Origin of the sequence: Actinomycetospora flava (assembly GCF_037400335.1) — a bacterium.
GTDB lineage: Bacteria > Actinomycetota > Actinomycetes > Mycobacteriales > Pseudonocardiaceae > Actinomycetospora > Actinomycetospora flava.
Genome location: NZ_JBBEGM010000020.1, coordinates 34,376 through 60,038 on the forward strand (window position 1 = coordinate 34,376; position 25,663 = coordinate 60,038).

General features: G+C 74.3%; 29 protein-coding genes and 1 tRNA gene. 21 read left to right on the plus strand and 9 right to left on the minus strand.

Features of this window, described 5'->3' with window-relative positions:
* Positions 1–162: 162 nt before the first annotated feature.
* Together WCD58_RS31200 and WCD58_RS31205 are read right to left on the minus strand one after the other, a co-directional pair.
* Positions 163–2,223 carry an ATP-dependent DNA helicase gene (locus tag WCD58_RS31200; protein ID WP_337707035.1) on the minus strand — a complete coding sequence of 687 codons (2,061 nt, stop codon included), beginning with the start codon at positions 2,221–2,223 and terminating at the stop codon, positions 163–165.
* Between the two features lie 62 nt (positions 2,224–2,285).
* The gene (locus tag WCD58_RS31205) at positions 2,286–2,855 is read right to left on the minus strand and encodes an isochorismatase family protein (protein ID WP_337707036.1); all 570 of its coding nucleotides are present in this window, start codon (positions 2,853–2,855) and stop codon (positions 2,286–2,288) included.
* Between the two features lie 163 nt (positions 2,856–3,018).
* Between WCD58_RS31205 and WCD58_RS31210 the strand changes: the two genes are divergently transcribed.
* On the plus strand, positions 3,019–4,083 hold the full coding sequence (locus WCD58_RS31210; protein ID WP_337707037.1) for a lysozyme family protein: 1,065 nt from the start codon (positions 3,019–3,021) through the stop codon (positions 4,081–4,083).
* A gap of 54 nt (positions 4,084–4,137) precedes the next feature.
* Here WCD58_RS31210 and WCD58_RS31215 read toward each other — a convergent pair whose 3' ends face one another.
* Positions 4,138–5,376, minus strand: a complete 1,239-nt coding sequence (locus tag WCD58_RS31215; RefSeq protein WP_373696316.1) for a nicotinate phosphoribosyltransferase — start codon at positions 5,374–5,376, stop codon at positions 4,138–4,140.
* Between the two features lie 141 nt (positions 5,377–5,517).
* Here WCD58_RS31215 and clpS point away from each other — a divergent pair, with 141 nt between their 5' ends.
* The 7 genes from clpS (at position 5,518) to WCD58_RS31250 (ending at position 9,847) form a co-directional block, all read left to right on the plus strand.
* A complete protein-coding gene (gene clpS / locus WCD58_RS31220) occupies positions 5,518–5,820 on the plus strand; it encodes an ATP-dependent Clp protease adapter ClpS (protein ID WP_373696317.1) in 303 nt (100 codons plus the stop codon).
* Positions 5,821–5,825: 5 nt separating this feature from the next.
* The gene (locus WCD58_RS31225; RefSeq protein ID WP_337707040.1) at positions 5,826–6,383 is read left to right on the plus strand and encodes a DUF2017 domain-containing protein; all 558 of its coding nucleotides are present in this window, start codon (positions 5,826–5,828) and stop codon (positions 6,381–6,383) included.
* Between the two features lie 68 nt (positions 6,384–6,451).
* On the plus strand, positions 6,452–6,958 hold the full coding sequence (locus WCD58_RS31230; RefSeq protein WP_337707041.1) for a M67 family metallopeptidase: 507 nt from the start codon (positions 6,452–6,454) through the stop codon (positions 6,956–6,958).
* Between the two features lie 97 nt (positions 6,959–7,055).
* Entirely contained in the window at positions 7,056–7,331 is a 276-nt protein-coding gene (locus WCD58_RS31235) for a MoaD/ThiS family protein (protein WP_337707042.1), read from the plus strand.
* A 13-nt stretch (positions 7,332–7,344) separates the two neighbouring features.
* Entirely contained in the window at positions 7,345–8,295 is a 951-nt protein-coding gene (locus tag WCD58_RS31240; RefSeq protein ID WP_337707043.1) for a PLP-dependent cysteine synthase family protein, read from the plus strand.
* A 67-nt stretch (positions 8,296–8,362) separates the two neighbouring features.
* Positions 8,363–9,001: a rhomboid family intramembrane serine protease gene (locus tag WCD58_RS31245; RefSeq protein ID WP_337707044.1), complete on the plus strand. Its 639-nt coding sequence runs from the start codon at positions 8,363–8,365 to the stop codon at positions 8,999–9,001.
* Positions 9,002–9,088: 87 nt separating this feature from the next.
* Positions 9,089–9,847 (plus strand): MBL fold metallo-hydrolase, encoded by a 759-nt coding sequence (locus tag WCD58_RS31250; RefSeq protein WP_337707045.1) that lies wholly within the window; start codon positions 9,089–9,091, stop codon positions 9,845–9,847.
* A 75-nt stretch (positions 9,848–9,922) separates the two neighbouring features.
* On the opposite strand, the gene WCD58_RS31255 is transcribed toward WCD58_RS31250, so the two are convergent.
* Entirely contained in the window at positions 9,923–11,341 is a 1,419-nt protein-coding gene (locus tag WCD58_RS31255) for a DHA2 family efflux MFS transporter permease subunit (RefSeq protein WP_337707046.1), read from the minus strand.
* Between the two features lie 61 nt (positions 11,342–11,402).
* Between WCD58_RS31255 and rph the strand changes: the two genes are divergently transcribed.
* The 6 genes from rph (at position 11,403) to WCD58_RS31280 (ending at position 14,653) form a co-directional block, all read left to right on the plus strand.
* The gene (rph, locus tag WCD58_RS31260) at positions 11,403–12,146 is read left to right on the plus strand and encodes a ribonuclease PH (protein WP_337707047.1); all 744 of its coding nucleotides are present in this window, start codon (positions 11,403–11,405) and stop codon (positions 12,144–12,146) included.
* 8 nt (positions 12,147–12,154) lie between these two features.
* Positions 12,155–12,778: an RdgB/HAM1 family non-canonical purine NTP pyrophosphatase gene (gene rdgB, locus WCD58_RS31265; RefSeq protein ID WP_337707100.1), complete on the plus strand. Its 624-nt coding sequence runs from the start codon at positions 12,155–12,157 to the stop codon at positions 12,776–12,778.
* A complete protein-coding gene (locus WCD58_RS31270) occupies positions 12,775–13,359 on the plus strand; it encodes a class I SAM-dependent methyltransferase (protein ID WP_337707048.1) in 585 nt (194 codons plus the stop codon). The genes rdgB and WCD58_RS31270 overlap by 4 nt, the downstream gene beginning before the upstream one ends.
* Complete coding sequence (locus tag WCD58_RS31275; RefSeq protein WP_337707049.1) at positions 13,356–14,195, plus strand: alpha/beta hydrolase; 840 nt, start codon at positions 13,356–13,358, stop codon at positions 14,193–14,195. Before WCD58_RS31270 ends, WCD58_RS31275 begins: the two co-directional genes overlap by 4 nt.
* A 214-nt stretch (positions 14,196–14,409) precedes the next feature.
* Positions 14,410–14,568 (plus strand): HNH endonuclease, encoded by a 159-nt coding sequence (locus tag WCD58_RS33815; protein WP_373696318.1) that lies wholly within the window; start codon positions 14,410–14,412, stop codon positions 14,566–14,568.
* Positions 14,569–14,580: 12 nt separating this feature from the next.
* Positions 14,581–14,653 (plus strand) — tRNA-Leu (locus WCD58_RS31280).
* Positions 14,654–14,657: 4 nt separating this feature from the next.
* Here WCD58_RS31280 and bcp read toward each other — a convergent pair.
* On the minus strand, positions 14,658–15,131 hold the full coding sequence (gene bcp / locus WCD58_RS31285; protein WP_337707050.1) for a thioredoxin-dependent thiol peroxidase: 474 nt from the start codon (positions 15,129–15,131) through the stop codon (positions 14,658–14,660).
* 83 nt (positions 15,132–15,214) lie between these two features.
* Between bcp and WCD58_RS31290 the strand changes: the two genes are divergently transcribed.
* From WCD58_RS31290 to WCD58_RS31305, 4 genes are all read left to right on the plus strand, one after another.
* Positions 15,215–15,436, plus strand: coding sequence for a DUF3618 domain-containing protein (locus WCD58_RS31290; protein WP_337707051.1), 222 nt, complete (start codon positions 15,215–15,217; stop codon positions 15,434–15,436).
* A gap of 69 nt (positions 15,437–15,505) precedes the next feature.
* Positions 15,506–17,242, plus strand: a complete 1,737-nt coding sequence (locus tag WCD58_RS31295; protein ID WP_337707052.1) for an AMP-binding protein — start codon at positions 15,506–15,508, stop codon at positions 17,240–17,242.
* A complete protein-coding gene (locus tag WCD58_RS31300) occupies positions 17,239–17,652 on the plus strand; it encodes an acyl-CoA thioesterase (RefSeq protein WP_337707053.1) in 414 nt (137 codons plus the stop codon). The genes WCD58_RS31295 and WCD58_RS31300 overlap by 4 nt, the downstream gene beginning before the upstream one ends.
* A 367-nt stretch (positions 17,653–18,019) precedes the next feature.
* Positions 18,020–18,460: a hypothetical protein gene (locus WCD58_RS31305; protein ID WP_337707054.1), complete on the plus strand. Its 441-nt coding sequence runs from the start codon at positions 18,020–18,022 to the stop codon at positions 18,458–18,460.
* A 9-nt stretch (positions 18,461–18,469) separates the two neighbouring features.
* On the opposite strand, the gene speD is transcribed toward WCD58_RS31305, so the two are convergent.
* The gene (gene speD / locus WCD58_RS31310) at positions 18,470–19,726 is read right to left on the minus strand and encodes an adenosylmethionine decarboxylase (RefSeq protein ID WP_337707055.1); all 1,257 of its coding nucleotides are present in this window, start codon (positions 19,724–19,726) and stop codon (positions 18,470–18,472) included.
* Positions 19,713–20,888 (minus strand): type III PLP-dependent enzyme, encoded by a 1,176-nt coding sequence (locus WCD58_RS31315; protein ID WP_373696319.1) that lies wholly within the window; start codon positions 20,886–20,888, stop codon positions 19,713–19,715. The genes speD and WCD58_RS31315 overlap by 14 nt, the downstream gene beginning before the upstream one ends.
* A 212-nt stretch (positions 20,889–21,100) precedes the next feature.
* Here WCD58_RS31315 and WCD58_RS31320 point away from each other — a divergent pair, with 212 nt between their 5' ends.
* Together WCD58_RS31320 and WCD58_RS31325 are read left to right on the plus strand one after the other, a co-directional pair.
* Positions 21,101–23,026 (plus strand): hypothetical protein, encoded by a 1,926-nt coding sequence (locus WCD58_RS31320; protein ID WP_337707057.1) that lies wholly within the window; start codon positions 21,101–21,103, stop codon positions 23,024–23,026.
* A gap of 25 nt (positions 23,027–23,051) precedes the next feature.
* Positions 23,052–23,480, plus strand: coding sequence for a pyridoxamine 5'-phosphate oxidase family protein (locus tag WCD58_RS31325; RefSeq protein ID WP_337707058.1), 429 nt, complete (start codon positions 23,052–23,054; stop codon positions 23,478–23,480).
* Here WCD58_RS31325 and WCD58_RS31330 read toward each other — a convergent pair.
* Both WCD58_RS31330 and WCD58_RS31335 read right to left on the minus strand, forming a co-directional pair.
* Positions 23,477–24,391 carry a TIGR03854 family LLM class F420-dependent oxidoreductase gene (locus WCD58_RS31330; protein ID WP_337707059.1) on the minus strand — a complete coding sequence of 305 codons (915 nt, stop codon included), beginning with the start codon at positions 24,389–24,391 and terminating at the stop codon, positions 23,477–23,479. The genes WCD58_RS31325 and WCD58_RS31330 overlap by 4 nt on opposite strands.
* Positions 24,388–25,089, minus strand: coding sequence for a type 1 glutamine amidotransferase (locus WCD58_RS31335; protein WP_337707060.1), 702 nt, complete (start codon positions 25,087–25,089; stop codon positions 24,388–24,390). Before WCD58_RS31335 ends, WCD58_RS31330 begins: the two co-directional genes overlap by 4 nt.
* A 133-nt stretch (positions 25,090–25,222) precedes the next feature.
* Between WCD58_RS31335 and WCD58_RS31340 the strand changes: the two genes are divergently transcribed.
* Positions 25,223–25,657, plus strand: coding sequence for an HIT family protein (locus WCD58_RS31340; RefSeq protein WP_337707061.1), 435 nt, complete (start codon positions 25,223–25,225; stop codon positions 25,655–25,657).
* Positions 25,658–25,663 lie beyond the last annotated feature (6 nt).

The following is a 25,663-nucleotide window of genomic DNA, read 5'->3' on the forward strand; positions in this document are numbered from 1 at the left end:
ACGATCATGGAAAGTCAGGAGCCCTCGAGGCGCCCGGCGTGTCGTCGCAGCGAGCATGTGGCGATCCTGGCGTGAGACGCCAGGAACGCCGCATCGCTCGCACGGGCGGCCGGGCCTCCGGACCGCCTGACCCGGCCGCACACGATCCCGGCCGCACACGAATCAGGCGCCGCGCAGCCGCTCCAGCGCGCCCCGGACGATCGCCGGGTCCTGGGTCGTCCAGAACGGCGGCAGCGAGCCGCGCAGGAAGCCGCCGTACTGCTTGGTGGCGACGCGGGAGTCGAGCAGGGCGACGACGCCGCGGTCACCGGTGCCGCGCAGCAGCCGCCCCGCGCCCTGGGCGAGCAGCAGCGCGGCGTGCGTCGCCGACACCGTCAGGAACCCGTTGCCGCCCCGCGCGTCGACGGCGCGCTGGCGGGCCGAGACGAGCGGGTCGTCGGGCCGGGGGAACGGGATGCGGTCGATCATGACGAGCTGCAGCGACTCGCCGGGCACGTCGACGCCCTGCCACAGCGACAGGGTGCCGAACAGCACGCTCTCCACGTCGGCGGCGAACTTCGTCACCAGCGTCCCGGTGCTGTCGTCGCCCTGGCAGAGCACGGTGCCGTCCCAGCGTCCGCGCAGGTCCTCGGCCGCCTGCTTGGCCGCGCGCATCGACGAGAACAGCCCGAGCGCGCGCCCGCCGGCGGCGCGCACGAGGCCCTCGATCTCGTCGAGCATCGCGGGGGACAGGCCGTCGCGCCCGGGCGGGGGCAGGTGGCGGGCGACGTAGAGGATGCCGGCCTTCGCGTGGGCGAACGGCGAGCCGACGTCGAGGCCGTGCCAGACGAGGTTGGTGGCCGGGTCGTTGCCGTGGCCGGAGCCGTCGTCGGGGATCGGCTCGGTGATCTCCCGGGACCCGCCCGCCGGCAGCCCCCATTGGCGCGCCAGGGCGTCGAACGACCCGCCGAGCGCGAGCGTCGCCGACGTCAGCACCACCGTCGATTGTCCGAACAGGCGCGACGCGAGCAGGCCCGCCACCGACAGGGGCGCGACGGCCAGGGTGCGCGTCGTGGTCGAGTTCCGCTCGGTCTCCGCGAGCCACACCACGTCCGGCCGCGTCGCCGGGTCCTCGCGGTCGAAGGCGGTGAGCAGGCGCCCGGCGACGTCGTGGACCTCCTCGACGAGCGCGAGCGCGAACTTCCGCGAGGTCGCGTCGTCGTCCCGGCTCTTGTCGCGGTCCGACCCGAGCGCCTGGCGGCACGCCCACGCCCGGTCGCGGATCGACGAGAGCATCCGCCCGACGGGCTCCGGCAGGCGCTCCCAGCGGCCGGGGGCGACGTCCTCGAGCACCGTCCCGAGGCCCTCGCCGGCGTCGAGCAGGGCGTCGGACAGCCCCTGGTCGACGAGCTTCCCGCAGCGGCGCGCCGCGGCCGTGACCGTCGCCGACGTGAGCTCGCCGGTCGCCACCGACGTCACGCGGTCGACGAGGTTGTGCGCCTCGTCGACGACCACCACGTCGTGGTCGGGCAGCACCGCGCGGCCCTCGATGGCGTCGATCGCGAGCATGGCGTGGTTGGTGACGACGATGTCCGCGGCGCCGGCGGCGTGGCGGGCGTGCTCGGAGAAGCAGTCCTCGGCGACCGGGCACCGCGCGGCGCCCAGGCACTCCCGGGCGCTCACCGAGACCTGGCGCCACGCGCGGTCGGGCACCCCCGGCACGAGCTCGTCGCGGTCGCCGGTGGTGGTCTTCTCGGCCCACTCGTGCAGGCGCGTGACCTGGCGTCCGAGCGCCGAGACCTGGAACGGGTCGAACAGCTGCTCGTCGACGGGGTCCTCCGCCTGGGCGCTGCTCTGGATCTTGTGCAGGCACAGGTAGTTGGCCCGGCCCTTGAGGATCGCGAACGTCGGCTCGCGGCCGAGCTCCGGCTCGAGGGCCTTGACCAGGCGCGGGAGGTCGCGGTCGACGAGCTGGGTCTGCAGCGCGATCGTGGCGGTCGCGACGATGACCGCCTGCTCGCTCTCGAGCGCGTGGCGCACCGCGGGGATCAGGTAGGCCAGCGACTTGCCCGTGCCCGTGCCGGCCTGGACGGCCAGGTGCTCACCCGTGCGCAGCGCGCGCTCCACCGCGGCGGCCATCTGCTGCTGGCCCTCGCGCTCACTGCCGCCGAGCGCGGAGACCGCCGCCGCGAGCAGCTCGGCCACCGCGGGCGGCGCGATGGTCTCCGTGCTCGCGTCTCCCACGACGGTTCAGACTACGGAGCGGGCCGATCGGTTCCCTCCCGGCACACGCAGCCTCCCGTCGCTCAGCGCACCGACCCCGTCAGCGTGACGCCGGCACCGGCCATCTCCTCCTGCGCGCGGGCGGTGGTCTCGGGCAGGACGCCGGCGGTGAGGTCGAGGAGCACGGTGGTCGCGAACCCGTCCCGCGCGGCGTCGAGGGCGGTGGCGCGCACGCAGTGGTCGGTGGCGATGCCGACGATCTCCACGGCGTCGACGTCACGGGCGCGCAGCCACGGCGTGAGCAGGTGCCCGTCGGTGGCGTGGCCCTCGAAGGCGGAGTAGGCGGCCTCGAAGCGGCCCTTGGTGAAGACCTCCTCGAGGTGGTGCACGTCGAGGTCGGGGTGGAAGGCCGCGCCGGGGTGGCCGAGGCGGCAGTGCGGCGGCCAGGAGTCGACGAAGTCGGGCGTCGAGGAGAAGTGGTCGCCGGGATCCTCGTGGTAGTCGCGGCTGGCGACGACGTGCGCGTACCGGCCCGCCGACCGGCCCAGGTAGGCGCTGATCGCCGACGCCGTCGCGGCCCCGCCGTCGACGCCCATCGAGCCGCCCTCGCAGAAGTCGAGCTGCACGTCCACGACGATGAGTGCGGTCGTCATGGCGCCGAGCCTACGAGCGGCGCCGGAGGTCGACGGACCCCGGATCGCTCGATCGACGGACGGGCATCGCACCAAGCGGTGACGTTCGCCGTCACCCACAGGACTGCCTTCTACCATCACGCAGCGCACTGGTCCCGCAACGGTGCCGGGAGGGGGCGGCGCTGTGACGACGACCTGGCGGCCCCTCCCGGAGAACCTCGACCGTCCCCCCGAGGAGCTCGACCTCACCGACCCGCCCGTGCCCGGGCGGCGCCGCGTGGCGCTGCTCGCGGCCAGCGTGCTCGTCGTGCCGGTGCTGGCGGCCGTCGTCTCGTTCGGGCTGCCGATGACCGAGGTGGGGCCCGACGCGGTGCCTGCGGCGCAGGTCGAGCCCGCGCCCGTCGACGTCGGCGCGCTCGGCGCGACCGGCGTGCCGCCGGGGGCGTGGGCGCCCCCGGTGCCCGCGGCGGCCGGTCCCGTCGACGCCACTGGGATCCCCGCGCGCGTGCTGGCGGCCTACCGGGGCGCCGAGAGCGCCCTGGGCACGTCCGAACCCGCCTGCCGGCTGCCGTGGACGCTGGTCGCGGCGATCGGGCGCGTCGAGTCCGACCACGCCGCGGGCGGGGCGGTCGCCGTCGACGGGCGGGCGCTCACCCCGATCCGCGGCCCGCGTCTCGACGGCACCGGCGGCCACCCGTTCCTCGCCGACACCGACGCCGGCCGCCTCGACGGCGACCCGGGCGTCGACCTCGCCGTCGGCCCGATGCAGTTCCTCCCGTCGAGCTGGGAGATCTACGGCGCCGACGGGGACGCCGACGGCCGTGCGGACCCCGACGACGTCGACGATGCGGCCGTCGGGAGCGGGCGGCACCTCTGCGCCGGCGGTGCCGACCTCTCCGACCCGGGGCAGCGCGCGGCGGCGGTGTTCGCCTACAACCGCTCGGACGCCTACGTGGCCCAGGTGCTCGCGATCGAGGCGGCCTACGCGGCGGGCACGCCGGCTCCGGAGCTGCCGCCGGCTCCGGCCGCGGCTCCGGAGGTCCTGGCGATCGCCCCGGCCCCACCGGTGCTTCCCGTCGCACCGCCGACGGCGACCGGGGCGACGGAGACGCCGGCGCCGAGCTCACCGACCCCGCCGCCCGCGACCTCCACAGCACCCCCGACGACGTCGACGACGCCCGCGCCCACGTCGCCCGTCACCAACCCGACCCCGGAGGGCGCGACCCCGTCACCCCTGTTCGGCGAGTGATCGTGGCGGCTTCCCTGACGTTGAACGCCAGCGTGGCCGCCACGCTGGAACAGCTCAGAGCACGAAGGTCGTGGGGATCGCGGGCTCGCCGCGCGAGAGCTTGAGGCCCTCCCAGGGCACGGCGACCAGCTGGCGGCGCAGGTGCTCGCGGGACTCGTCGAGGGTCGGGAGCTCGCCGACCGGTTCGCCCTTGCGCACCAGGGGGACGGGGACGACGCGGTCGTGCTCGCCGACCTCGACGTCGGCGTCCAGGCGGTGCACGACCTCCTCGACGGCGGTGCCGGTGGGCTTGTGCCGGCGCAGCGCCGACTTCGCGCCGCCCCGCGACTCCTTCGACGAGCTGCGCTTGGCCACCGGGCGCCCGTCGACCTCGACCAGCTTGTAGACCATCCCGGCGGTCGGCGCCCCGGACCCGGTGACGACGGACGTGCCGACCCCGTAGGCGTCGACCGGTTCGGCGCGCAGGGAGGCGATCGAGTGCTCGTCGAGGTCGCCGGAGATCACCACGCGCGTCCGCGTCGCGCCCAGCCCGTCGAGCTGGGCGCGGGCGCGCTGGGCCATGACGCCGAGGTCGCCGGAGTCGATGCGCACCGCCCCGAGCTCCGGGCCCGCGACCTCGATCGCGGTGGCGATGCCCTGGGTGATGTCGTAGGTGTCGACGAGCAGCGTCGTCCCCACCCCGAGCGCCTCGATCTGCGCGCGGAACGCGTCGGCCTCGGTGTCGTGCAGCAGGGTGAAGGCGTGGGCGCTGGTGCCGGTGGTCGGGACCCCGAAGCGGCGGTGGGCCTCGAGGTTCGACGTGGCCTGGAACCCGGCGAGGTACGCCGCCCGCGCCGAGGCGACCGCGGCCTCCTCGTGGGTGCGCCGCGAGCCCATCTCGATCAGCGGGCGGCTGTTGGCCGCCGTGGTCATGCGGGCCGCGGCCGAGGCGATCGCGCAGTCGTGGTTGAGCACCGAGAGCGCGAGCGTCTCGAGCAGCACGCACTCGGCGAAGGTCCCCGTCACCGAGAGCACCGGCGAGCCGGGGAAGTACAGCTCGCCCTCGGGGTAGCCGCTGACCTCGCCGGAGAAGCGGTGCCCGGTGAGGAACTCGGCGGCGCGGTCGCTCACCGCGCCGGCGTCGCGCAGCACGGCGACCTCGGGCTCGTCGAACGTGAACCGGGTGATCGCGTCGAGCAGGCGGGGCACGCCCGCGACCACGCCGTAGCGCCGCCCGTGGGGCAGGCTGCGCGCGAACACTTCGAAGGTGCAGCGACGCTGCGCGGTGCCGTCGGCGAGGGCGGCGTCGAGCATCGTGAGCTCGTACTGGTCGGTGAGGAGCGCGGTGCTCGGCCCCGGGAACGTCACGGCGACCACCCTAGGTGGCACCATGGACGCATGCGTTCGGCCTTCGGTGCGGCAGCTCCGCTTCGCTTCCTGCCGCCCGAGGTGCGTCTGTCCGCTCCGGCCGAGCCGGAGGTCGACGAACGGACCGAGGAGTCCGTCGACGAGGCGACCCTGGCCGACACCCCGTGGCAGACGATCGTCTGGAACGACCCGGTCAACCTGATGTCGTACGTGACCTACGTGTTCCAGAAGCTCTTCGGCTACGACAAGGCCAAGGCCACCGCGCTGATGATGGACGTCCACCAGAAGGGCCGGGCGACGGTCTCGTCGGGCAGCCGCGAGAAGGTCGAGGGCGACGTGTCGCGCCTGCACGCGGCCGGCCTCTGGGCGACCATGCAGCGGGCGAGCTAGCGCCGTTGAAAGCCTGGAAGAGGCAGGGGCGCGGCGACCGCGTCCGCTACGTCGCCGTGCTCGACCGCCCCGAGGCGTCGGTGCTGCGCGGGCTGATGGCCCAGGTCGAGCAGATGCTCACCGGCCGCAACGAGGCCGCGCCCGACGACGAGCTCGCGGCCCTCACCGGCATCCGCACCGGCCCCTCGACGCCGCCCGACGACCCGGTGCTCGCCCGCCTGCTGCCCGACTTCGCCTCCTCGGGCGAGGACGACGCCGGGGAGCTGTCCGCGGCGATGCGCTCGGTGCGCGAGCCCGAGCTCATCGAGGCCAAGCTCGACGCGATCGCCACCGTGCTGGCCACCTGCCCGGCCGGCGGCGGGCGGGTGGAGCTCGCGCCGTCGCAGGCCGAGGAGTGGCTGGCCGCGGTCAACGACGTGCGCCTGGCCCTGGGTGTCGCGCTCGAGGTCACCGAGGACATGCCCGAGCAGCTGCCCGCCGACGACCCGCGCGCCGACCACCTGCCCGTCTACCACTGGTTGACGTGGCTGCAGGACTCGCTGGTCGCCGGCCTGATGCAGTGACGGCGCGGTGACGCGGCAGTGACATGGCTGACGGGCTGACCCGCGCCGCTCCACGTACCCTGGACGCCGTGCTGGTGATCCGTGCCGACCTCGTCGACGAGATGGTCGCGCACGCCCGTCGCGACCACCCGCTCGAGGCGTGCGGTCAGCTGACCGGCCCGGAGGGTTCCGACCGGCCCGAGCGCTACATCCCGATGACCAACACCGACGCCGTCGAGAGCGACTACGCGTTCGACTCCCGCGAGCAGCTGCGCGTGCACCGCGAGAGCGAGGAGCGCGGCGAGGAGCCGGTCGTCGTCTTCCACTCGCACACGCGGGTGCCGCGCCGTCCCCTCACCGACACGGGGCTGCCCGAGGCGTACCCGTCGGAGAAGGACATCCAGTACATGGGCCTCCAGCCGGGGGTCCACTTCGTCATCGTCGCGCTGACCGGGCCGGACTCCGAGCACGACCTGCGATCGTTCCTGCTGGACGGCGCGGGTGCGGTCGTCGAGGACGACGTGGCGGTGGTCGAGAACTACATGTTCGCCCACACCGGCTCCGACGACGTCCCGGACCCCACGTCCCGGTCCTGACGCCCCCGCCCCGGCGTCCCCGCTGGGTCACGGAATGTCGCGTCACCGTGCGACGCTGTCCATCGCAGAACACCCGCACACGAACCGGAGGGAATCCGTGTCCGCCACCGTCTCGATCCCGACCATCCTGCGCACCCACACCGGCGGGGAGAAGCAGGTCAAGGCCGACGGCTCGACGCTGCAGGAGGTCATCACCGACCTCGAGGCCAACCACCCCGGCATCAAGGACCGGCTGGTCACCGACGGCGCGCTGCACCGGTTCGTCAACGTGTACGTCAACGACGAGGACGTGCGCTTCAGCGGCGGCCTCGACGCCCAGGTGCCCGACGGCGGCACCGTGACGATCCTCCCGGCCGTGGCCGGCGGGCGCTGAGCACCCCGATCCCATGACCCGGTACGACTCCCTGATCCACGCCCTGGGCGACACGCCCATGGTCGGCCTGCCGTCCTTCTCCCCGGCGCCGCACGTGCGGCTGTGGGCGAAGCTCGAGGACCGCAACCCGACCGGGTCGATCAAGGACCGGCCGGCGCTGCGGATGATCCAGGCGGCCGAGGCCGACGGCCGGCTCACCCCCGGCTGCACCATCCTCGAGCCGACCTCGGGCAACACCGGCATCTCGCTGGCGATGGCGGCCAAGCTCAAGGGCTACGAGCTGGTCTGCGTCATGCCCGAGAACACCTCGGCCGAGCGGCGCCAGCTGCTCGAGATGTACGGGGCCCGGATCATCTTCTCGCCGGCCGCCGGGGGGTCGAACCAGGCCGTCGCGACGGCCAAGGAGATCGCCGCCCAGCACGCCGACTGGGTGATGCTGTACCAGTACGGCAACCCGGCCAACGCGCTCGCGCACTACGAGGGCACCGGGCCGGAGATCCTGCGGGACATGCCGACGATCACCCACTTCGTCGCGGGCCTGGGCACCACCGGCACGCTCGTCGGCACCGGGCGCTTCCTGCGCGAGCACAAGCCCGACTGCCAGATCATCGCCGCGGAGCCCCGCTACGGCGAGCTGGTCTACGGCCTGCGCAACATCGCCGAGGGCTTCGTGCCCGAGCTGTACGACCCCGACGTGCTCACCGGCCGCTACTCGGTCGGCGCGTACGACGCGCTGCGCCGCACCCGCCAGCTCGTCGAGCAGGAGGGCATCTTCGCGGGCATCTCCACCGGCGGCATCCTGCATGCCGCCCTCGCCCAGGCCGAGAAGGCCGCGGGCGCGGACGACGAGGCGGACATCGTCATGGTCGTCTGCGACGGCGGGTGGAAGTACCTGTCCACCGGCGCCTACAGCGGCACGCTCGAGGAGGCCGCCGAGGCGCTCGAGGGCCAGCTCTGGGCGTAGCCGACCCCGGTCTTTCCCGGGGTCGACCCCACGCGGATCCGGCGCGGGCCGCCGTAATCTCGCAGGCGTGACCAGCCCGGCGCGCCCGACTCCCCGCATCCTGCCCGCGAAGCCGTTGCGGGCCGCGATCCTCATGGTCGGGATCGTGGCGCTGCTCTGGCTCATCGAGCTGGCCGACCGCACGGTGTTCGTCGCGCTCGACCCGCCGCAGGGTCTCGACGACGACGGCATCGTGCCGCGCAGCCTCGAGGGGCTCGGCGGCATCCTCTGGGCGCCGCTGCTGCACGGGGGCTTCGAGCACCTGGCCAGCAACACCGTGCCGCTGCTCGTGTTCGGGTTCCTGGTGCTCGCGGGCGGGCTGGGCCAGTTCATCGCGGTCACCGCCGTGATCTGGGTCGTCAGCGGTGTCGGCACCTGGCTCATCGGCAGCCCCGGCTCCACCATCGGCGCGTCCGGCATCATCTTCGGCTGGTTCGCGTTCCTGCTGGTCCGCGGCTTCTTCGCGCGGTCCGCGGCGCAGATCGTCGTGGCCGTCGTGCTGTTCCTGATCTACGGCGGCCTCCTGCTCGGCGTGTTCCCGAGCAATCCCGGGATCTCCTGGCAGGCGCACCTGTGCGGCGCGATCGGCGGGGTGCTCGCCGCCCGGATCACCGTCGCCGCCGACCGCCGCCGCGCCGGACCGTCGGGGACACCCGCCATCCCCTGAACGGGCCGGATATCGGTTTCGTCTCGTGACCGGTGTGGTCCCCGTGGGCCTGTGCGAACGGGTAGGTCCGGCCCGTAGGGTGCGCGCGTGGAACTGATCGTCCTGGGATGCTCCGGCAGTGGCGCCGGGCCGCACTCCCCGGCCTCGGGGTATCTGGTGCGCGCGGGCGACACGTCCCTGGTGCTCGATCTCGGGAACGGCGCGTTCGGTGCCCTCCAGCGGCACATGGACCCGTTCGACCTCGACGCCCTGGTGCTCTCGCACCTCCATCCGGACCACTGCGCCGACGTCTCCGGGCTGATCGTCCACCGGCGCTACCACCCCGACGGCCCCGGCAAGGTGGTGCCGCTGCACGGGCCCACCGAGACGGAGGTGCGCCTGGCCGTCGCCTACGCGCCGTCGTCGGACGAGCGCGTCGCCACCGACCTCACCGACGTCTTCTCCCACCGCCCGTTCGCCCAGGGCCCGGCCGCGGTGGGCCCCGTGGCGCTCACCAGTGCGCCCGTCGACCACCCCTGCGAGGCCTACGGCATCCGCCTGGAGCACGAGGGCCGCTCGCTGGTCTACTCCGGCGACACCGGCCCCTGCCGCGAGCTGGTCGCCCTCGCGCGCGACGCGGACGTCCTGCTCTGCGAGTCGACGTGGAGCGACGGCCCCGAACGCCCGCCCGGCGTCCACCTCTCGGGCCGCCAGGCCGGCCGCACCGCCCGCGAGGCGGGCGTCCAGCGCCTGCTCCTCACCCACGTGCCCGCCTGGGCCGACGGCCCGGCCCTGCTCGCCGAGGCCCGCGAGGAGTTCTCCGGCCCCACCGAACTCGTCGTGGCCGACGGCCACTACACGATCTAGGGGCGTACCAGCGATGCGGCATCCCTGGCGTCCGAAGCCAGGATCACCACATCCTCGCCGCGCGACACGCCGACGCTAGACCCGCGCCGGCTCCTGCTCCTCGGCCCGTTCCGGCGCCGGCACGAACAGCGCCACCACGACCGCCGCCGCGACCACGACAGCCGAGACGGCGAACGCGCGCGTCGTCCCCGCCGTCTGGGCCACCGGCGCCGCGGCGCCGGCCGCCGCGAGCGACGCGGTGTGCGCCGCCGCGAGCGTCGAGAGCACCGAGAGGCCGACGGCGCCGCCGATCTGCCGCGACGTCGTGACCAGCCCGCTGACCAGCCCCGCGAGCCCGCCGTCCACGCCCGTCGTCGCGGCCGTCGTCACCGCCGGGAAGACCAGCCCCATCCCGAGCGCGACCGCGATGCCCGGCCCGAGGACGCCCGCCACCCAGCTCGTCGTCGGCGTCAGGAACGCGAACCACGCGAAGCCCGCAGCGTTCAGCGCCCCGCCCGCGACGAGCACCGCCCGCGGCCCGATCCGCGGCAGCAGCCGTGAGGAGATCTGCGAGCCGATCACCACCGAGAACGACTGCGGCAGGAACGCCAGCCCCGCGGTGAGCGCGTCGAACCCCAGCACGCCCTGCATGTACAGCGAGACGAAGAACCACATCGAGAACATCGCCGAGGAGATCAGCAGGATGACGACGTTCGCGGTCGACACCGAGCGGATGCGGAACACCGACAGCGGCACGAGCGGGTGGCGGCTGCGCAGCTGGCTGATGACGAACGCGACGAGCAGGACGACACCCACCCCGATCGCCCCCAGCACCCGGAGCGATCCCCACGGCTCCGACTCCAGCGACACCACGCCGTAGACCAGCGCGACCAGGCCCGTCGTGACCAGCACGGCGCCGGTCACGTCGAGGCCGGGGCGGTCCTCGGCGCGGGTCTCGCGGACGACGGCCAGGGTCAGCACCGCCGTCACGATCACCACCGGCACGTTGACCAGGAAGATCCAGCGCCAGCTCAGCAGCCCCACGAGCAGGCCGCCGGCGAGCCCGCCCGCGGCGCCGCCGACCCCGCCCATCGCCGACCACCACCCGAACGCCCTCGCCCGTGAGGCCCCCTCGGGGTAGGTCGTCTGCAGGATCGCGAGGGAGGCGGGGGAGAGGACGGCGCCGCCCAGCCCCTGCACCGCGCGGGCCGCGAGCAGCAGCGCCGGGTGGTTCGCGAGGCCGCCGATGAGGCTCGCCAGCCCGAAGAGCCCGAGGCCGACGAGGAACACGCGGCGTCGTCCGAAGAGGTCCGCGGCGCGCCCGCCGAGCAGCAGGAAGCCCGCGAACGCGAGCGTGTAGGCGTTGATGACCCAGGCGAGGCCCTCGGCGTCGAACCCCAGCGCGTCGCGCATCGACGGCAGCGCCACGTTCACGATCGAGACGTCGAGCACGACCATGAACTGCGCCAGGCAGCTCGCCACGAGCACGAGCCCGGTCCGGCCCTCGGTACGCACGAGGGTCCACGCTAGGCCCGACCACCGGGGCGGTGCCGGGTGACTTCTAGGGTGGTCGCCCGTGGCACGCAGCGACGGCAGGGCGGACGACGAGCTCCGCGAGATCAGCATCCGGCGGGGGTTCCAGCAGCACCCGGCCGGGTCGGTGCTCGTCTCCTTCGGGCAGACGACGGTGCTCTGCGCGGCCAGCGTCACCGAGGGCGTCCCGCGCTGGCGCCAGGGCAGCGGCCTGGGCTGGCTCACCGCGGAGTACGCGATGCTGCCGTCGGCGACGCACACCCGCAGCGACCGCGAGTCCGTGAAGGGCCGCGTCGGCGGGCGCACCCACGAGATCAGCCGCCTCGTCGGCCGCGCGCTCCGGGCCGCCATCGACCTGCGCGCGCTCGGCGAGAACACCATCCAGCTCGACTGCGACGTGCTCCAGGCCGACGGCGGCACCCGCACGGCGGCGATCACCGGCGCCTACGTCGCGCTCGCCGACGCCGTGACCTGGCTGCGCCACCACAAGCGCCTCGCCGACCCCCAGCCGCTGTCGTGCTCGATCGCCGCGGTCTCCGTCGGCGTCGTCGACGGCCGCGTGCGCCTCGACCTGCCCTACGAGGAGGACTCGCGCGCCGAGGTCGACATGAACGTCGTGGCCACCGACACCGGCACGCTCGTCGAGGTCCAGGGCACCGGCGAGGGCGCCACCTACACGCGCGCCACCCTCGACGCCATGCTCGACAGCGCGCTCGCCGGCTGCGCCCGCCTCACCGAGCTGCAGGCCGCCGCGCTCGCCGAGCCGTACCCCGGGGAGCTGCCGTGACTGAGTCGATGGGTCGAGCTCCGCTGCGCTCCGTCTCCCGGGTCCTGCTCGCGACCAGGAACGACGCCAAGCTGGCCGAGCTGCGCCGGCTGACCGGCGGGCTCGAGGTGATCGGCCTCGACGACGTCCCGGAGTTCCCCGAGGCCCCCGAGACCGGCGCGACGTTCGAGGAGAACGCGCTGGCCAAGGCGCGCGACGCCGCCGCCGCGACCGGGCTGGTCGCCGTCGCCGACGACTCCGGGCTCGCCGTCGACGCGCTGAACGGGATGCCGGGCGTGCTGTCGGCGCGCTGGTCGGGACGGAGCGGCTCGCGCGTCGAGCGCGACGCCGCGAACCTCGCGCTCGTGCTCGACCAGATGGCCGACGTCCCCGAGGAGCGCCGCGGCGCCGCCTTCGTCTGCGCCGCGGCCGCCGCGCACCCCGACGGCCGCGAGATCGTCGTCGTCGAGCGCTGGCCCGGCAGCCTCATCCGCCTCCCGCGCGGCACCAACGGCTTCGGCTACGACCCGGCGTTCGTCCCCGCGGGCGAGTCGCGCACGTCGGCGGAGATGGCGCCCGAGGAGAAGGACGCGGTGTCGCACCGGTCGCGGGCACTCCGCGGGCTGATCCCGAGGTTGTCCGAACTGTCATGACGGACCAGTACTTCTCCGAGCAGCCGACCTCGCCGTCCGACCCGGTCTCGTTCCGGCTCGACATCGGTGGGGTGGCGCTCGACCTCACCACCGACTCCGGGGTGTTCTCCCGCGGCCGGCTCGACAAGGGCACCCGCGTACTGCTCGAGAACGCGCCCGACCCCGCCGAGACCGGCGACGTCCTCGACCTCGGGTGCGGCTACGGTCCGATCGCGCTCTGGATCGCCGCGCAGCGTCCCGCGGCGACGGTCTGGGCGGTCGACGTCAACGACCGCGCCCTCGACCTCGTGCGCGTCAACGCCGCCGCCGCGCGCCTGACGAACGTGCGCGCCTGCCGGCCCGACGAGGTGCCCGACGACGTGCGCTTCGCCGAGCTCTGGTCCAACCCGCCGATCCGCTCGGGCAAGGCCGCGCTGCACGAGCTGCTGCTGCGCTGGCTGCCGCGCGTCGACGGGTCGTCGTACCTGGTGGTCAGCAAGAACCTCGGCTCGGACTCGCTGGCCCGCTGGCTCGGCGAGCAGGGCCACCCGGCGACGAGGCTGTCGTCGCACGCGGGATTCCGGGTACTCGGCGTCACGTGATCTCGTACGCGCACGAGGGCAACGGCGTCCCGGTGGTCTGCCTGCACGGCTGGCCCGGCGCCGCCTCCGACTACCGCGCCCTGCTGCCGCTGCTCGAGCGCGACGCCCAGGTCGTCGTGCCCGACCTTCTCGGCTTCGGCGCCTCCTTCCGCCCCGGCGACGTCGAACGCCCGGCCACGGACTTCGGCCGCGACGCCCAGGGCGCCGCGGTGCTCGAGCTGATGGAGCACCTGGGCTTCGACGACGCGGTGCTCGTCGGCTACGACGTGGGCTCGACGACGGCCACCCACCTCGCCCGGACCTCGCCCGAGCGGGTGCGGGCGCTGGTGCTGGGCAACGCGATCCACCCCGGGGCGGCCGCGGCGTCGCTCGACGACGACCACCGCGCCGAGTTCTGGTACCAGGACTTCCACGAGCTCGACCTCGTCGAGAACCTCGTCGACGGGTCGGCGGCGAACGTGCGGGCGTACCTGGAGTACTTCTGGTCGCACTGGGGGCACCGGGGGATCGCTGCTCGAGAAGGGGTCACCGACGAGCTCGTGGACGCCTACGCGCGGCCGGGCGCGTTCACGGTGTCGGTGAACTGGTACCGCTCGGGGTCGGCGACGCTGCGCACAGCGCTGTCACTGCGCGGCCAGGACCCGCCGCCCCCGGTGACCGTGCCGACTACCGTGCTCTGGGGCGACCAGGACCCGCTCTTCCCGCCCCGGCTCGCCGAGGGGCTGGAGCGCGCGTTCACGGACCTGCGCGGCGTGCACCACCTGGAGGACGTCGGGCACTTCGTGCCGCTGGAGGCGGCGAACGAGGTCGCGGCGGCGGTCCGGGCGTTCCTGTAGGAGTTTGCGGAAGCAACCCCGTGTCGAACACATGTTCGACGAGAATGGGCTCATGTCCCGCGCGCGATCCTGGACCGACGACCAGCTCCGTGAGGCCGTCGCCGCCAGTTCCACCCTCCGTCAGGTGCACCTCGCTCCCAGCGGTGGCATGCACCGGTACATCAGGACTCGGCAACGGCTCCTGCAGGCCGGCATCAAGGAGGCACGGTGCGAGATGTGCGGTCTGACCGAGTGGCGCGGCGAGCCTTTGCCGCTCCAGCTCGACCACATCAACGGCGACCACACCGACAACCGGTTGGAGAACCTTCGTATCCTCTGCGGGAACTGCCACTCACAGACCGAGACGTGGTGCTCCCGCGGTCGGACGTCGTAGACCAAAGGCAGAGCCGGCGTAGCCCAAAGGCAGAGGCACACCCCTTAGGAGGGTGGCAGTGCGGGTTCGACTCCCGCCGCCGGCACTCCCTACAGCTTCAGATCGCGCAGAAGCCGGCCCACGTGGCCGGTGGCCTTGACGCCGTACTGCGCCTCCTCGATCGTCCCCTCGGCGTCGACGAGGAAGGTCGACCTGATCACACCGGTCGTCGTCTTCCCGTACATCGTCTTCTCGCCGAAGGCGCCCCACGCCTGCATCACCGACCTGTCGGGGTCGGAGAGCAGCGGGAAGGTCAGGCCCTCCTTGTCGCGGAACTTCGCGAGCTTCTCCGGCTTGTCCGGCGAAATGCCCAGGACAGCGACGTCCGCGTCGTTGAACGTCGCCAGGTTGTCGCGGAAGTCGCAGGCCTCCTTGGTGCATCCCGGAGTCATCGCGGCGGGGTAGAAGTACACGAGGACGCGGTGCCCGCGGTGGTCCGCGAGGGACACCGTCTCCCCCTGATCGGAGGTCAGCGAGAAGTCCGGGGCGGGTTGACCGGGGGCCAGGCGGGTATCGGCGGTCACGGGCGGGCAGGATAGCCGCCGACCACCGGCCGGTCGCGAACAGAGCGACGGTCAGCGCGACCGACGACAGCACGGGAGGTGCCGTGGCACGGGACACGGACGCCATCGAGAAGGAGATCCAGCAGGCGCGTGAGGCGCTGGCCGGAGCCCTCGACGAGCTCTCCGAGCGGGCGAACCCGCAGCGGCTCTCGGAGCAGGGCAAGGAGATGGCCGCACAGAAGTGGGCCGACCCCAAGGTCAAGTACGCCGTCTACGCCGCCGGCGCGCTCGTGGGGCTCCTCATTCTGCGGAAGCTGCTCAAGTAGGCAGGCGCGACACCGGTGGCGAGGTGGTAGAACCGCCTCGCCACCGGCGTCACGTAGGAGGTCACCGCAGTGCCCGAGCTCAGCAAGGCCGCCACCGAGTTCCGCCGGGCGCGGGACCTGCTGCTGGAGCGGCGCGAGGACCTCGGTGCCGCGCTGCGCGACTTCGCGTGGCCGCAGCTCGACGAGTTCAACTGGGCCCTCGAGCACTTCGACGCCATCGGCGCCGACCCCGGCACCGCCCAGCGCCCCGCGCTGTGGATCGTCGAGGAGGACGGCCGCGAGGCGAAGTACTCCTTCGCCGACATGAGCGAGCGCTCCAACCGCGTCGCCAACTGGCTGCGCGCCCAGGGCGTCGCGCGCGGCGACCGGATCATCCTCATGCTCGCCAACCAGGTGGAGCTCTGGGAGTCGATCCTCGCCGCCATGAAGCTCGGCGCGATCCTCATCCCCTCCACGCCGATGCTCGGCGCCGCCGACCTGCGCGACCGCATCGACCGCGGCGACGCGCGCCACGTGATCGTCCGTGACGTCGACGTCGACAAGTTCGACGACGTGCCCGGCGACTACACGAGGATCGCGGTCGGCTCGGGCACACAAGCCCGGATCACCGAGCCCTGGCTCGACTTCTCCGCCGCCTACGACGCCCCGGCCGGGTTCACGCCGGACGCGCCCACCAAGGGCTCCGACACGCTGCTGCTCTACTTCACGAGCGGCACGACGTCCAAGCCGAAGCTCGTCGAGCACACGCACACCAGCTACCCCGTCGGGCACCTCTCGACGATGTACTGGATCGGCCTGCAGCCGGGCGACGTCCACCTGAACGTCGCCTCGCCGGGCTGGGCCAAGCACGCGTGGTCGAACGTCTTCGCTCCGTGGATCGCCGAGGCGACGATCTTCATCTACAACTACACGAAGTTCGACGCCGACAAGCTGCTCGACGTCGTCGTCGAGAAGGGCGTCAGCACGTTCTGCGCGCCGCCGACGGTGTGGCGGATGCTCATCCAGGCCGACCTGACCCGGGTGCAGGTGCCGGTGCGCGAGCTCGTCGGCGCCGGTGAGCCGCTGAACCCGGAGGTCATCGAGCAGGTCCGCGAGGCCTGGGGCATGACCATCCGCGACGGCTTCGGGCAGACCGAGTCGACGCTGCAGATCGGCAACCCGCCGGGCCAGCCGGTGAAGGACGGCTCGATGGGCCGTCCGCTGCCCGGCTACCCGATCGTGCTGGTCGACCCGGTGACCGGTGAGCGCGGCGACGAGGGCGAGATCTGCATCGACCTCGCCGACCGCCCGCTCGGCCTCATGGTCGGCTACAAGGACGACCCGGAGCGCAACGACGAGGTCATGAGCGGCGGCGTCTACCACACCGGCGACGTCGGCTCCCGCGACGCGGACGGCTACATCACCTACGTCGGCCGCTCCGACGACGTCTTCAAGGCGTCCGACTACCGCATCAGCCCCTTCGAGCTCGAGAGCGTGCTGATCGAGCACGAGGCCGTCGCCGAGGCCGCGGTCGTCCCGTCGCCGGACCCGCTGCGCCTGGCCGTGCCCAAGGCGTACGTGGTGCTCTCGTCGCGCTTCGAGCCCACCCGCGACACGGCGCTCGCGATCCTTCGTCACGCGCGCGAGAACCTGCCGGCCTACAAGCGGGTGCGGCGCCTCGAGTTCTTCGAGCTCCCCAAGACGATCTCCGGGAAGATCCGCCGGGTGGAGCTGCGGGGCCGCGAGGACGAGCTGCGCCCCGGCCCCGACGCCGCGGCCCCCGACGGCGAGTACCGCGACGAGGACTTCCCGGAGCTGCGGGCGTGACCTACTCGTTCCCGGTCGTCCCGCGCTACGCGGAGATCGACCAGCAGGGCGTCGTCTTCAACGGGCACTACCTGACCTGGTTCGACGAGGCCTTCACCGGCTTCCTCGAGCACGTCGGGCTCGCCTATCCGGACCTCATCGCCTCGGGTGTCGACGTGATGGTCGTGCACTCCGAGCTCGACTACGGCGGCTCGGTGCGCTGGCGTGACGACGCGCGTGTCGAGGTGTCGTGCGAGCGGCAGGGGACGACGAGCTTCACGCTCGGGTTCGCCGTCTACCGCTCGGCCGACGAGGTCGCGGTGACCGGCCGCAACATCTACGTCGTCGTGGTGCAGGACCCGGAGACGAAGGCGTGGTCGAAGGCGCCGGGGATCCCGGAGAAGCTCGCCGCGGCCCTGTCGTCGTCGTAGACGCAACACGGGTGGGGTGCTCGCCCGAGCGGTCGTGAGTGCTGCCGACACGCCGAGCTCCTCGGTCCGGGCCGGTCGGGGTGACTGCGCACGCCGACCCGTGTCCTGAGGACACGGGTGCACCTGGCAAGGCGCCGGAGGAGCCCGCGACCGGCAGCGGCCGTGCTCGACCGAATGGGTGGAACCGCGACGAGATGTTCCGTTCGCCGGACAGCGCGTTCTGGAGATCGCTGCAATACCACCGACTGTGAGGTGGTGAGTGGTCGTGGTCCGGACACGGAGAGCATGGTCGGTAGGTCTCGGTTCCAGCCACCAACACGACGTACGTTGCCGCGACCAACGAGTGCCTGCTCACCCCGAGGTAGTGATGACCGATCTACAGCACCTGTTCGGGATGACGTGGATGGCCGCGCTCGGGCAGCACCTCGCGCGCGTCCTGACCCCGTTGCTCCCGGCCGACCGCGAGCTCGTGGCGACCGGGCTGGAGCTCGCGGTGATGGTCCGGCGCGAGGGAACTCCTCTGCGGGTCGGCACGACGATGCAGCTCCCGACCCCGGGAAGTGCTTCCGTTCTCGATGCGGCAGCGGTCGACGAGGTGCTGCGCGACGTCCAGGACGAGATCGCGATCTACCTGGCGCGGGCGTGGCCGGACCCGGTGGCGGGCCGGGCTCTCCACCCCGCGGCCAGGTCGTCGTGCGAGGTCATCGCGCTGTCCTTCGAGCCCCGCTCCGGCGACGCGACCGAGTCCGTCGTCCTCGAGCCGTTCGTGCCGCCGCCCCCGCCCGACGAGGCCCGCGTCGCGGGCTGACGGCGCGCGTCAGGACACCCCGGCGCGCAGGGCGAACGGCAGGATCGCGCCGCGGCGCAGGGCGTCGGCGTCGATCGAGGTCAGCACCGGGAAGCGGTCGAGGCGCGAGACCGCGAGCCCGAGCGGGTCGTCGACGGGGTCGGGGCGGCCCGTGAGGTACGCCCACTCGTGCTCGTCGGAGCAGTACGGCAGGACGGTGGCGAAGACGTCGTCGAAGCGCCGGGTCATGCGCGCGAGGGTGTCGTGGCGCCACAGCGTCGGGCAGCCCGCCTGCGAGCACACGACGCCGCCGGGTGCGAGGACCTCCGCACACCGCCGCAGGAACTCCACGCCGTAGAGGCGGGCGTGCTGGGCGGGGTCGGCGATCTCGACGGGCTCGTCGGGCAGGTCGACGATCACGACGTCCCACCGGTCGCCGCGGGCGGCGGCGTCGGCGAGGAACTGCCAGCCGTCGGCGTAGTGCATCCGCACCGGACCGTCGCCGCGCTCGGCGGCCGCCAGCTCGTCGGGGGAGTAGCCGTAGGGCAGCAGCTCGGCGCAGCGGCGGACGCACTCGGTGTCGATGTCGACGTGGTCGACGCGCGCGGCGCCGGCGGCCACCGCGAGCTGGGACACGACGCCCTCCGACGAGCCGACGACCAGCACCGAGCGCAGCTCGTCGGCCAGCAGCATCGGGGGCACGGCGAGGGCCTCGTGGTAGACGAGCTGGCTGGCCTCGGTCGACTGGCGCTCGCCGTCGCAGAACAGGGAGACGCCCTGCGCGGTGCGGGCGACCATCATGTCCTGCCACTCCGTGCGGCCCCGCCAGAGCACCTCGTCGAGCCGCCAGCGTCGCCGCATCCCCGCGGCGAGCGGCTCGTCGACCTCGCGGCCCCCGGCGGCCGGGGCGAGCCCGGCGCCCCGGGCCACCACCTGGGCGCGCACGTCGGTCGCACCCAGCTCGCGGCCGAGGGTGTCGACGACGTGCTCCGGGTCCGCCTGGATGCCGCAGGTGAACACGTCCACGAACGCCGCCGAGGCCTCGGGGTAGGCGTGGACCGACGCGTGCGACTCGGCGAGCAGCGCGAGCACGGTCGTGCCCTGCGGCTGGAACCGGTGCGCGACGACGTCGAGAACGGTCGCGCCGCCGGCGTCGAGCGCGCGTCGCAGGGCGCCGGCGACCTGCTGCTCGTCGCCGAGGACGGCGGGGTCGACGCCGCGCAGCTCGGCGAGGACGTGCCGTCCGGCGAACGTGACGGGCTCGGTGGTCGCTTCAGTGGAGGTCAATTCCACCTTCCTCCGGGGTCTCGGGGCGGACGTGTGTCGGCAGGGGCGGCAGGCCGTTGAAGCCCACCGAGGCGTAGCTCGAGGTGTAGGCGCCGGCGCCGAGGAACTCGACGACGTCGCCGGGCGCGAGGTCCAGGGGGAGGCGGACGTCGGCGTGGCGGTAGAGGACGTCGTCGCCGTCGCAGGTCGGCCCGGCGAGCACGACGGGGCCGGCTTCCCCGCCGCGTCCGGGCGTACGCAGGCGGTACACGATCATCTCGCCCTCGGTCTCGGCGAGGCCCTGGTAGCGGCCGACGTCGAGGTACACCCAGCGTCGCCCGGCGCGTTCGGCGACGAGGACGACCTCGGCGCGCAGGACGCCGGCGTCCGCGACCAGGGCCCGGCCCGGCTCGGCGAACGGGCGCGGGCGCCACCACGCGGCGTGGCGGGCGAGGGCGTCGCGGATCGCGGCCGCGCAGGCGTCGACGTCGGGCGTGGGACCGCCGGCGTGGGGGGTGGGGAAGCCGCCGCCGAGGTTCAGCTCGCGCGGGGCGTGCTCGCCGAGGCAGGCGGCCACCCGGGCGGCGGCGTCGATCGCGCGCACCCAGGCCTGCGGGTCCCGCTGCTGGGAGCCGACGTGGAACCCGACGCCGGCGGCGTCGAGGCCGGCGGCGCGGGCCTGCCCGAGGAGCGCGACGGCCTCGTCCTCGCTCGCGCCGAACTTGCCCGCGAACGGCGTCGCGGCCCCGTCGTCGCCGACGGCGAGCCGCACCCCGACGACCGCGCCCGGCGCCTCCCGCGCGAGGAGCGCGACGTCGGCGGGGGCGTCGGTGGTGAACCGGGTGACGCCCGCGGCCCGGGCGGCCCGCACGTCCGTGATCTTCTTCACCGGGTTGCCCCACGAGAGGCCCGCGGGGCGGGCGCCGGCGAGCAGGCAGAGGTCGAGCTCGCCGATACTCGCGAGGTCGAACGAGGCCCCTTCGGCGACGAGGAGGGCGAGGACGGCGGGGTGCGGGTTGGCCTTCACCGCGTAGCAGAGCTCGATGCCGGGCAGCGCGTTGCGCATCGTGCGATAGGCGTGGCGCACGGCGGCCAGGTCGAGGTCGAGGTGGGGGGACGGCCGGTCCGCGGTCACGGGGCGCGCGTCGGCGCGTATCCCGGGCTCGACACCCACGCCCTCCATGGTGCCCGTCCAATTCTTCGCGGACACCACGAAACGGCTGACCGGGGGCATGCCACCGGCGTACCGTATGGATCTCCGGAGCCGAGGGGGCTGCGGACCGCTGTCGGGGGCGGGCATGTTTCGAAGGGGGTTGCATGCCGTCCACCTCGTCCCGAGGCTGGAATCCGGCACCGCGTCCGCGACCGTGGCCGTTCCGCACACCACGCAACATCGTGATCACGAGCCTGTTCACGGTGGCGCTGGTGGCGGCGCTGTTCGGCGTCGGGACGGCGGTCGTGCCGGGTGGGCCCCGGGACGACGCGACGGGTCTCACCGGCAACGCGACCGACGTGCCGACCACCTCGGAGGAGGTCGACGACTCCTCCGGCGGCACCCTGGGCTCGGGGGAGTCCGAGTCGGACGGCGGCGCCCCCCAGGCGCTCCCCGACGCGCCCCGCACCGACGCCGCGGCGCCCGAGAGCGCCCTCCCCGACGACGTCGCCCCGCCGCTGACCCCGATCCCGCTGCCGGGCTCACGGGCCCTCGGGCCCTCGTCGTCCGCGCCGTCCGCCCCGGGCGAGCCGGCCTTCCCCGGCGCGGAGCAGCCGGCGACGCCGCCGCCGGGCTTCGACGAGCTCGTCCCGGGTGTCGACCCGGTGCCGCTGCCCGGCGCCGGCAGCTCGCCGGGTCCGGGCCCGCTGGCCGCGCCGGCGAGCCCGCGTGACACCGGTGCCGCCGCGGACCCGCCGCGGACGGCGACCACCGACGACGACCCGGGCCCCGTGCTCGACCTCCCGCTGCTGCCCGACCCCACCCGCGACGAGCCGACCGGCTCGCCCGGCGGCCGGGGCGGGGCCGGCAACGGGGGCGGTCGGGACGACGACGGACCGGGCCGCGGCGGTGCCGACCGACCGGGCAACGAGCCCGGCAACGGCGGTGGCCTCCTGCCCGACCTCCTGCCCGGCAACGGCGGCGGGAACGGCGGCGGCAACGGCGGCGGCAACGGCGGTGGCGACGACAACCGCCCTGGTCGCGGGGGCGGCAACGGCGGCGGGAACAGCGGCGGCTACGGCGGTGGCGAGAACGGCCGCGGGGGCGACGCCGGGCGCGGCGACGGCGGGAACGCCGGTGGCGAGGCCCGGGGCGGCGGTCAGGACCGCGACGGCGGCCGCGACGAGAGCCGCGACGAGGGCGGCCGGGGCGGCGGGCTGCTGCCCGACCTCGTGCCCGGCGGCGCCGACCGGTCCGCGCCGCGGCGCACCGACGACGCGACCACCAGCGCCGCACCGGCCACGACGCCGGAGGGCTGGCCGACCTACGGCGAGCCCGGCGGTCCGGGCGACCCCGCCGCCGACGCGACGACCGGCGACGACGGTGCCGACCGCACCGGCCGGCGCGGCCAGCCGGCCACGACGCCCGAGGGGTGGCCGCTGCCGGCGGACGCGACGGTGGTGTCCGACGGCGACCGGCGCTCGGCGCCGCGCACCACCACCGACCCGTCCACCGGGGTCACCACCACGGTCGACGACGAGGCGGGCACCACCACCACGGTCGACCCCACCACCGGCGCGTCCCTGACCACCCGCAACCGGACCACGGCCGCCGACGCGCCCGAGCGCACCGGCGACCGCAGCGCCGGCCGCACCACGGCCAGTTCCGGCTCGGCACGCTCCACCTCGGCGCCCGACGGGGACGCCACGGCCGGGTCGACACGGGCGCGCACCACCACCGGGTCCCCGGACGACGACGAGACCACGGCGGCGAGCCGGTCGCGGACCCGGACGTCGTCCACCAACTCCTCGTCCGACCCGAGCACGCGCCCCAGCGCCCGGTCGAGCTCGCCGAGCGCGAGCTCCGACGACGAGTCGTCCGACCCGACCACGCGCCGGTCGACGTCCCGGTCGACGGCGAGCTCGTCCGACAGCTCCGACTCCGGCTCCTCCGGCCCGACCTCTCGCCGGACGACCGCCAGCGGGGACAGCGGCGACGGCGACTCGAACGTCGTCGGCGAGTCCCGGAGCAACGGGCAGAACTCCAACCGGACCGTGGCCTACACGGTGGAGCCGCAGATGGCGATCCCGACGACCTCGCCGATGGACCCCCGGTTCTGGGCGTGGATCGCCAGCACCGTGACGCGCACCCCCGCACCGGGCGGGTGATCACGGCGCCGGGCACCATCGCCGGATGACCCCGACGCCGACCGTCACGCCGTCCGACCTGCGCGCCCGCGGCGAGGAGTTCGCGCAGTTCTGGCGCGACCACCGCGTCAGCACGATCACCACGCTGCGCCGGGACGGGTCGCCGCACGTGGTGCCGGTGAACTGCACGCTCGACCTCGACACGGCGATCGCCCGGGTCCTCACCTCGGGGCACAGCGCCAAGGCCCGCCACGTGCGTCTGGGCGGCGAGGAGGGCGCCCGTGTGGCGCTCACCCAGGTCGACGGGCGGCGGTGGTCGACGATCGAGGGGCTCGCGGTGGTGCGCGACGACCCGGAGACCGTCGCGGACGGCGAGCGCCGCTACACCGAGCGCTACCACCCGCCGCGCGTCAACCCGGCCCGCGTGGTGCTGGAGATCGCGCTGACGCGGGTGCTCGCGAGCCGCGGGCTCTAGGTCTCCAGCGGGACCAGGTGCTCGGCGAACTCGTCGAGGAACCCCGGCCACGACGCCGGCGCCACGGCGGGGCGCACGACGAACTTGGTGATCCCCTCGTCCACGTAGCGCTGCACGCGCCGGCGGGCGTCGTCCCAGCCGTCGGCGACGAGGTCGTGCGGGTCGAGCTCCGGGCGCCGGTGGGCCGACGCGGCGCGGGCGCGGTCGGCGTCCTCCGCGGAGGTGCCCGGCGGCAGGACGAGCAGGTTGGTGCCGTAGTGGTCCTCCTCGACCTCGCGGCCGGCCTCGGCGGCCGCGGCGGCGATCGTCGCGCGGGCCGCGCCGGCCTCGGCCGGGGTGACGAACGAGGCGAGCCAGCCGTCCGCGAGCCGCCCCACCCGGCGCAGCGCGGCCGGCACCAGCCCGCCCAGCCAGAGGTCGAGCGGGCGCTGCGGGCGCGGCTCGACCACCGCGTCGTCGAGGGTGAAGAAGTCGCCGTGGAACGTCACCGACTCCTCGGTGAGCAGGCGCCGCACGACGGTCAGGGCCTCCTCGAAGACCTCGGCGCGGGGCCCGGGCACGGGGTAGGCGGTGCGCTCGGCCGCGGTCGCCGGGCGCAGCCCGAACACCGGCAGGATGCGCTTGGGCGCGAGCGCGGCCAGGGAGGCGAGCTGTGCCGCCACGACCGCCGGGTTGCGCCCGGGCAGCACGATGACGCCGCTGCCGACCTTGAGCGACGTCGTGCGCCCGACGGCCCAGCCCATCGCGACGAGGGGCTCGACGGCGGGGGCGGCGATGCGGTCGGGGAACCACACCGAGTCGATGCCCCGCGCCTCGCCACCGTCGACGAGCTCGAGCGTCGCCGCCGCCGGGTCGTGGCGCGACGGGCCGGCGCCGATCCCGATGCGGACCTTCATGGGGTCTGCCGTCACCGCACCATGACATCGCGGACGAGACCGGCCCGCTCGGCGAACGCGTCGAACAGCACCCAGCTGGCCGCGCGGGACTCCTCGGCGCGCGCGGCCGTCTCGGCGCGCAGCGCGTCCTGGTCGACGCCGATCTCGGGCAGGCGCGCCTCGAGCGGGGTGCCGGTCCAGCGGGAGATCCAGGTCTCGAGCTCGGCGGGCGTGATCTCGGGGTGGAACTGCACGCCGAGGTGCGCGCCGTCGCGGAAGGCCTGGGTGCAGCGCTCGGACGTCGCCAGCACCTCGGCGCCCTCCGGCGGAGTGAACGTGTCGAAGTGGAACTCCATCCACGGGCCGGGCGACACGATCTCCGGGGCGACGGTGGTGATCTCCCGCCAGCCGTTCTCGTGCCGGCCGTCCGCGGCGTGCGCCGTGCCGCCGAGGACGCGGGCGAGCAGCTGCCCGCCGAAGCAGAAGCCGAGCAGGGGGACGCCCGCGGCGACCGCCGACTCCAGGTAGGCGATCTCGGCGGCGAGCCAGGGCACCGCGTCGTCCCACGCGCCCTCGGCCGACCCGAGGACCGCGACCGCGTCGACCGTCCCCGGTGCGGGCAGCGCCTCGCCGGCCACGCCGGGCACGATCTCGACCCCGCGCTCGGCCGCCCAGCCCACGAGCGTCCCCGCCTGCACCAGCGCGGTCTCGGGGGAGACCTCGTGGCCGATCACCAGCAACCTCGGAGCACCCATGTCCGGTTCAACGCACGGACCCGGGCGATGCGTCCCCGCAGGTGAGCGGGATGGGTCGCCCGGGCGACCCGTCCCGCGCACGTGCGGCGCGGCCGCATGACACGCTCCGTGCGTGCCTCCCCGCAAGACCAAACCGTGCGCCTTCTGCGCGGTCATCGCCGGCGACGGACCGGCCGACGTCGTCCACGACGGCGAGTCGACGATGGCGTTCCTCGACACCTCGCCGGTGTTCCACGGCCACGTCCTGCTCGTCCCGCGCACCCACGTGACGACGCTGGCGGACCTGCCGCCCGAGCAGCTGCCGGGGTTCTTCACCCTCGCCCAGCGCCTCGAACGGGCCGTCGAGTCGGCGATGGAGGCACCGGGCTCGCTGATCATGATCAACAACGTGATCAGCCAGTCCGTCCCGCACCTGCACCTGCACGTCATCCCGCGCCGGCCGAAGGACGGCCTGCGGTTCTTCCTCGGACCCCGCCACCCGTACGGCTCCCCGGACGAGTCGGCTGCGGTGGCCGGGCGTATCGCCGCTGCACTGGACGCCACCTGAGAACGC

What these genes read in the sequence shown, in the direction of transcription:
- WCD58_RS31315 (WP_373696319.1), bottom strand. Translation starts at nt 20,888, where the DNA reads ATGGAGGGCGTGGGTGTCGAGCCCGGGATACGCGCCGACGCGCGCCCC.
- WCD58_RS31240 (WP_337707043.1), top strand. Translation starts at nt 7,345, where the DNA reads ATGACCCGGTACGACTCCCTGATCCACGCCCTGGGCGACACGCCCATG.
- WCD58_RS31325 (WP_337707058.1), top strand. Translation starts at nt 23,052, where the DNA reads ATGACCCCGACGCCGACCGTCACGCCGTCCGACCTGCGCGCCCGCGGC.
- WCD58_RS31270 (WP_337707048.1), top strand. Translation starts at nt 12,775, where the DNA reads ATGACGGACCAGTACTTCTCCGAGCAGCCGACCTCGCCGTCCGACCCG.
- WCD58_RS31215 (WP_373696316.1), bottom strand. Translation starts at nt 5,376, where the DNA reads ATGCTCGACGCCGCCCTCGCCGACGGCACCGCGCAGCGTCGCTGCACC.
- rdgB (WP_337707100.1), top strand. Translation starts at nt 12,155, where the DNA reads ATGGGTCGAGCTCCGCTGCGCTCCGTCTCCCGGGTCCTGCTCGCGACC.
- WCD58_RS31305 (WP_337707054.1), top strand. Translation starts at nt 18,020, where the DNA reads ATGACCGATCTACAGCACCTGTTCGGGATGACGTGGATGGCCGCGCTC.
- WCD58_RS31205 (WP_337707036.1), bottom strand. Translation starts at nt 2,855, where the DNA reads ATGACGACCGCACTCATCGTCGTGGACGTGCAGCTCGACTTCTGCGAG.
- WCD58_RS33815 (WP_373696318.1), top strand. Translation starts at nt 14,410, where the DNA reads ATGTGCGGTCTGACCGAGTGGCGCGGCGAGCCTTTGCCGCTCCAGCTC.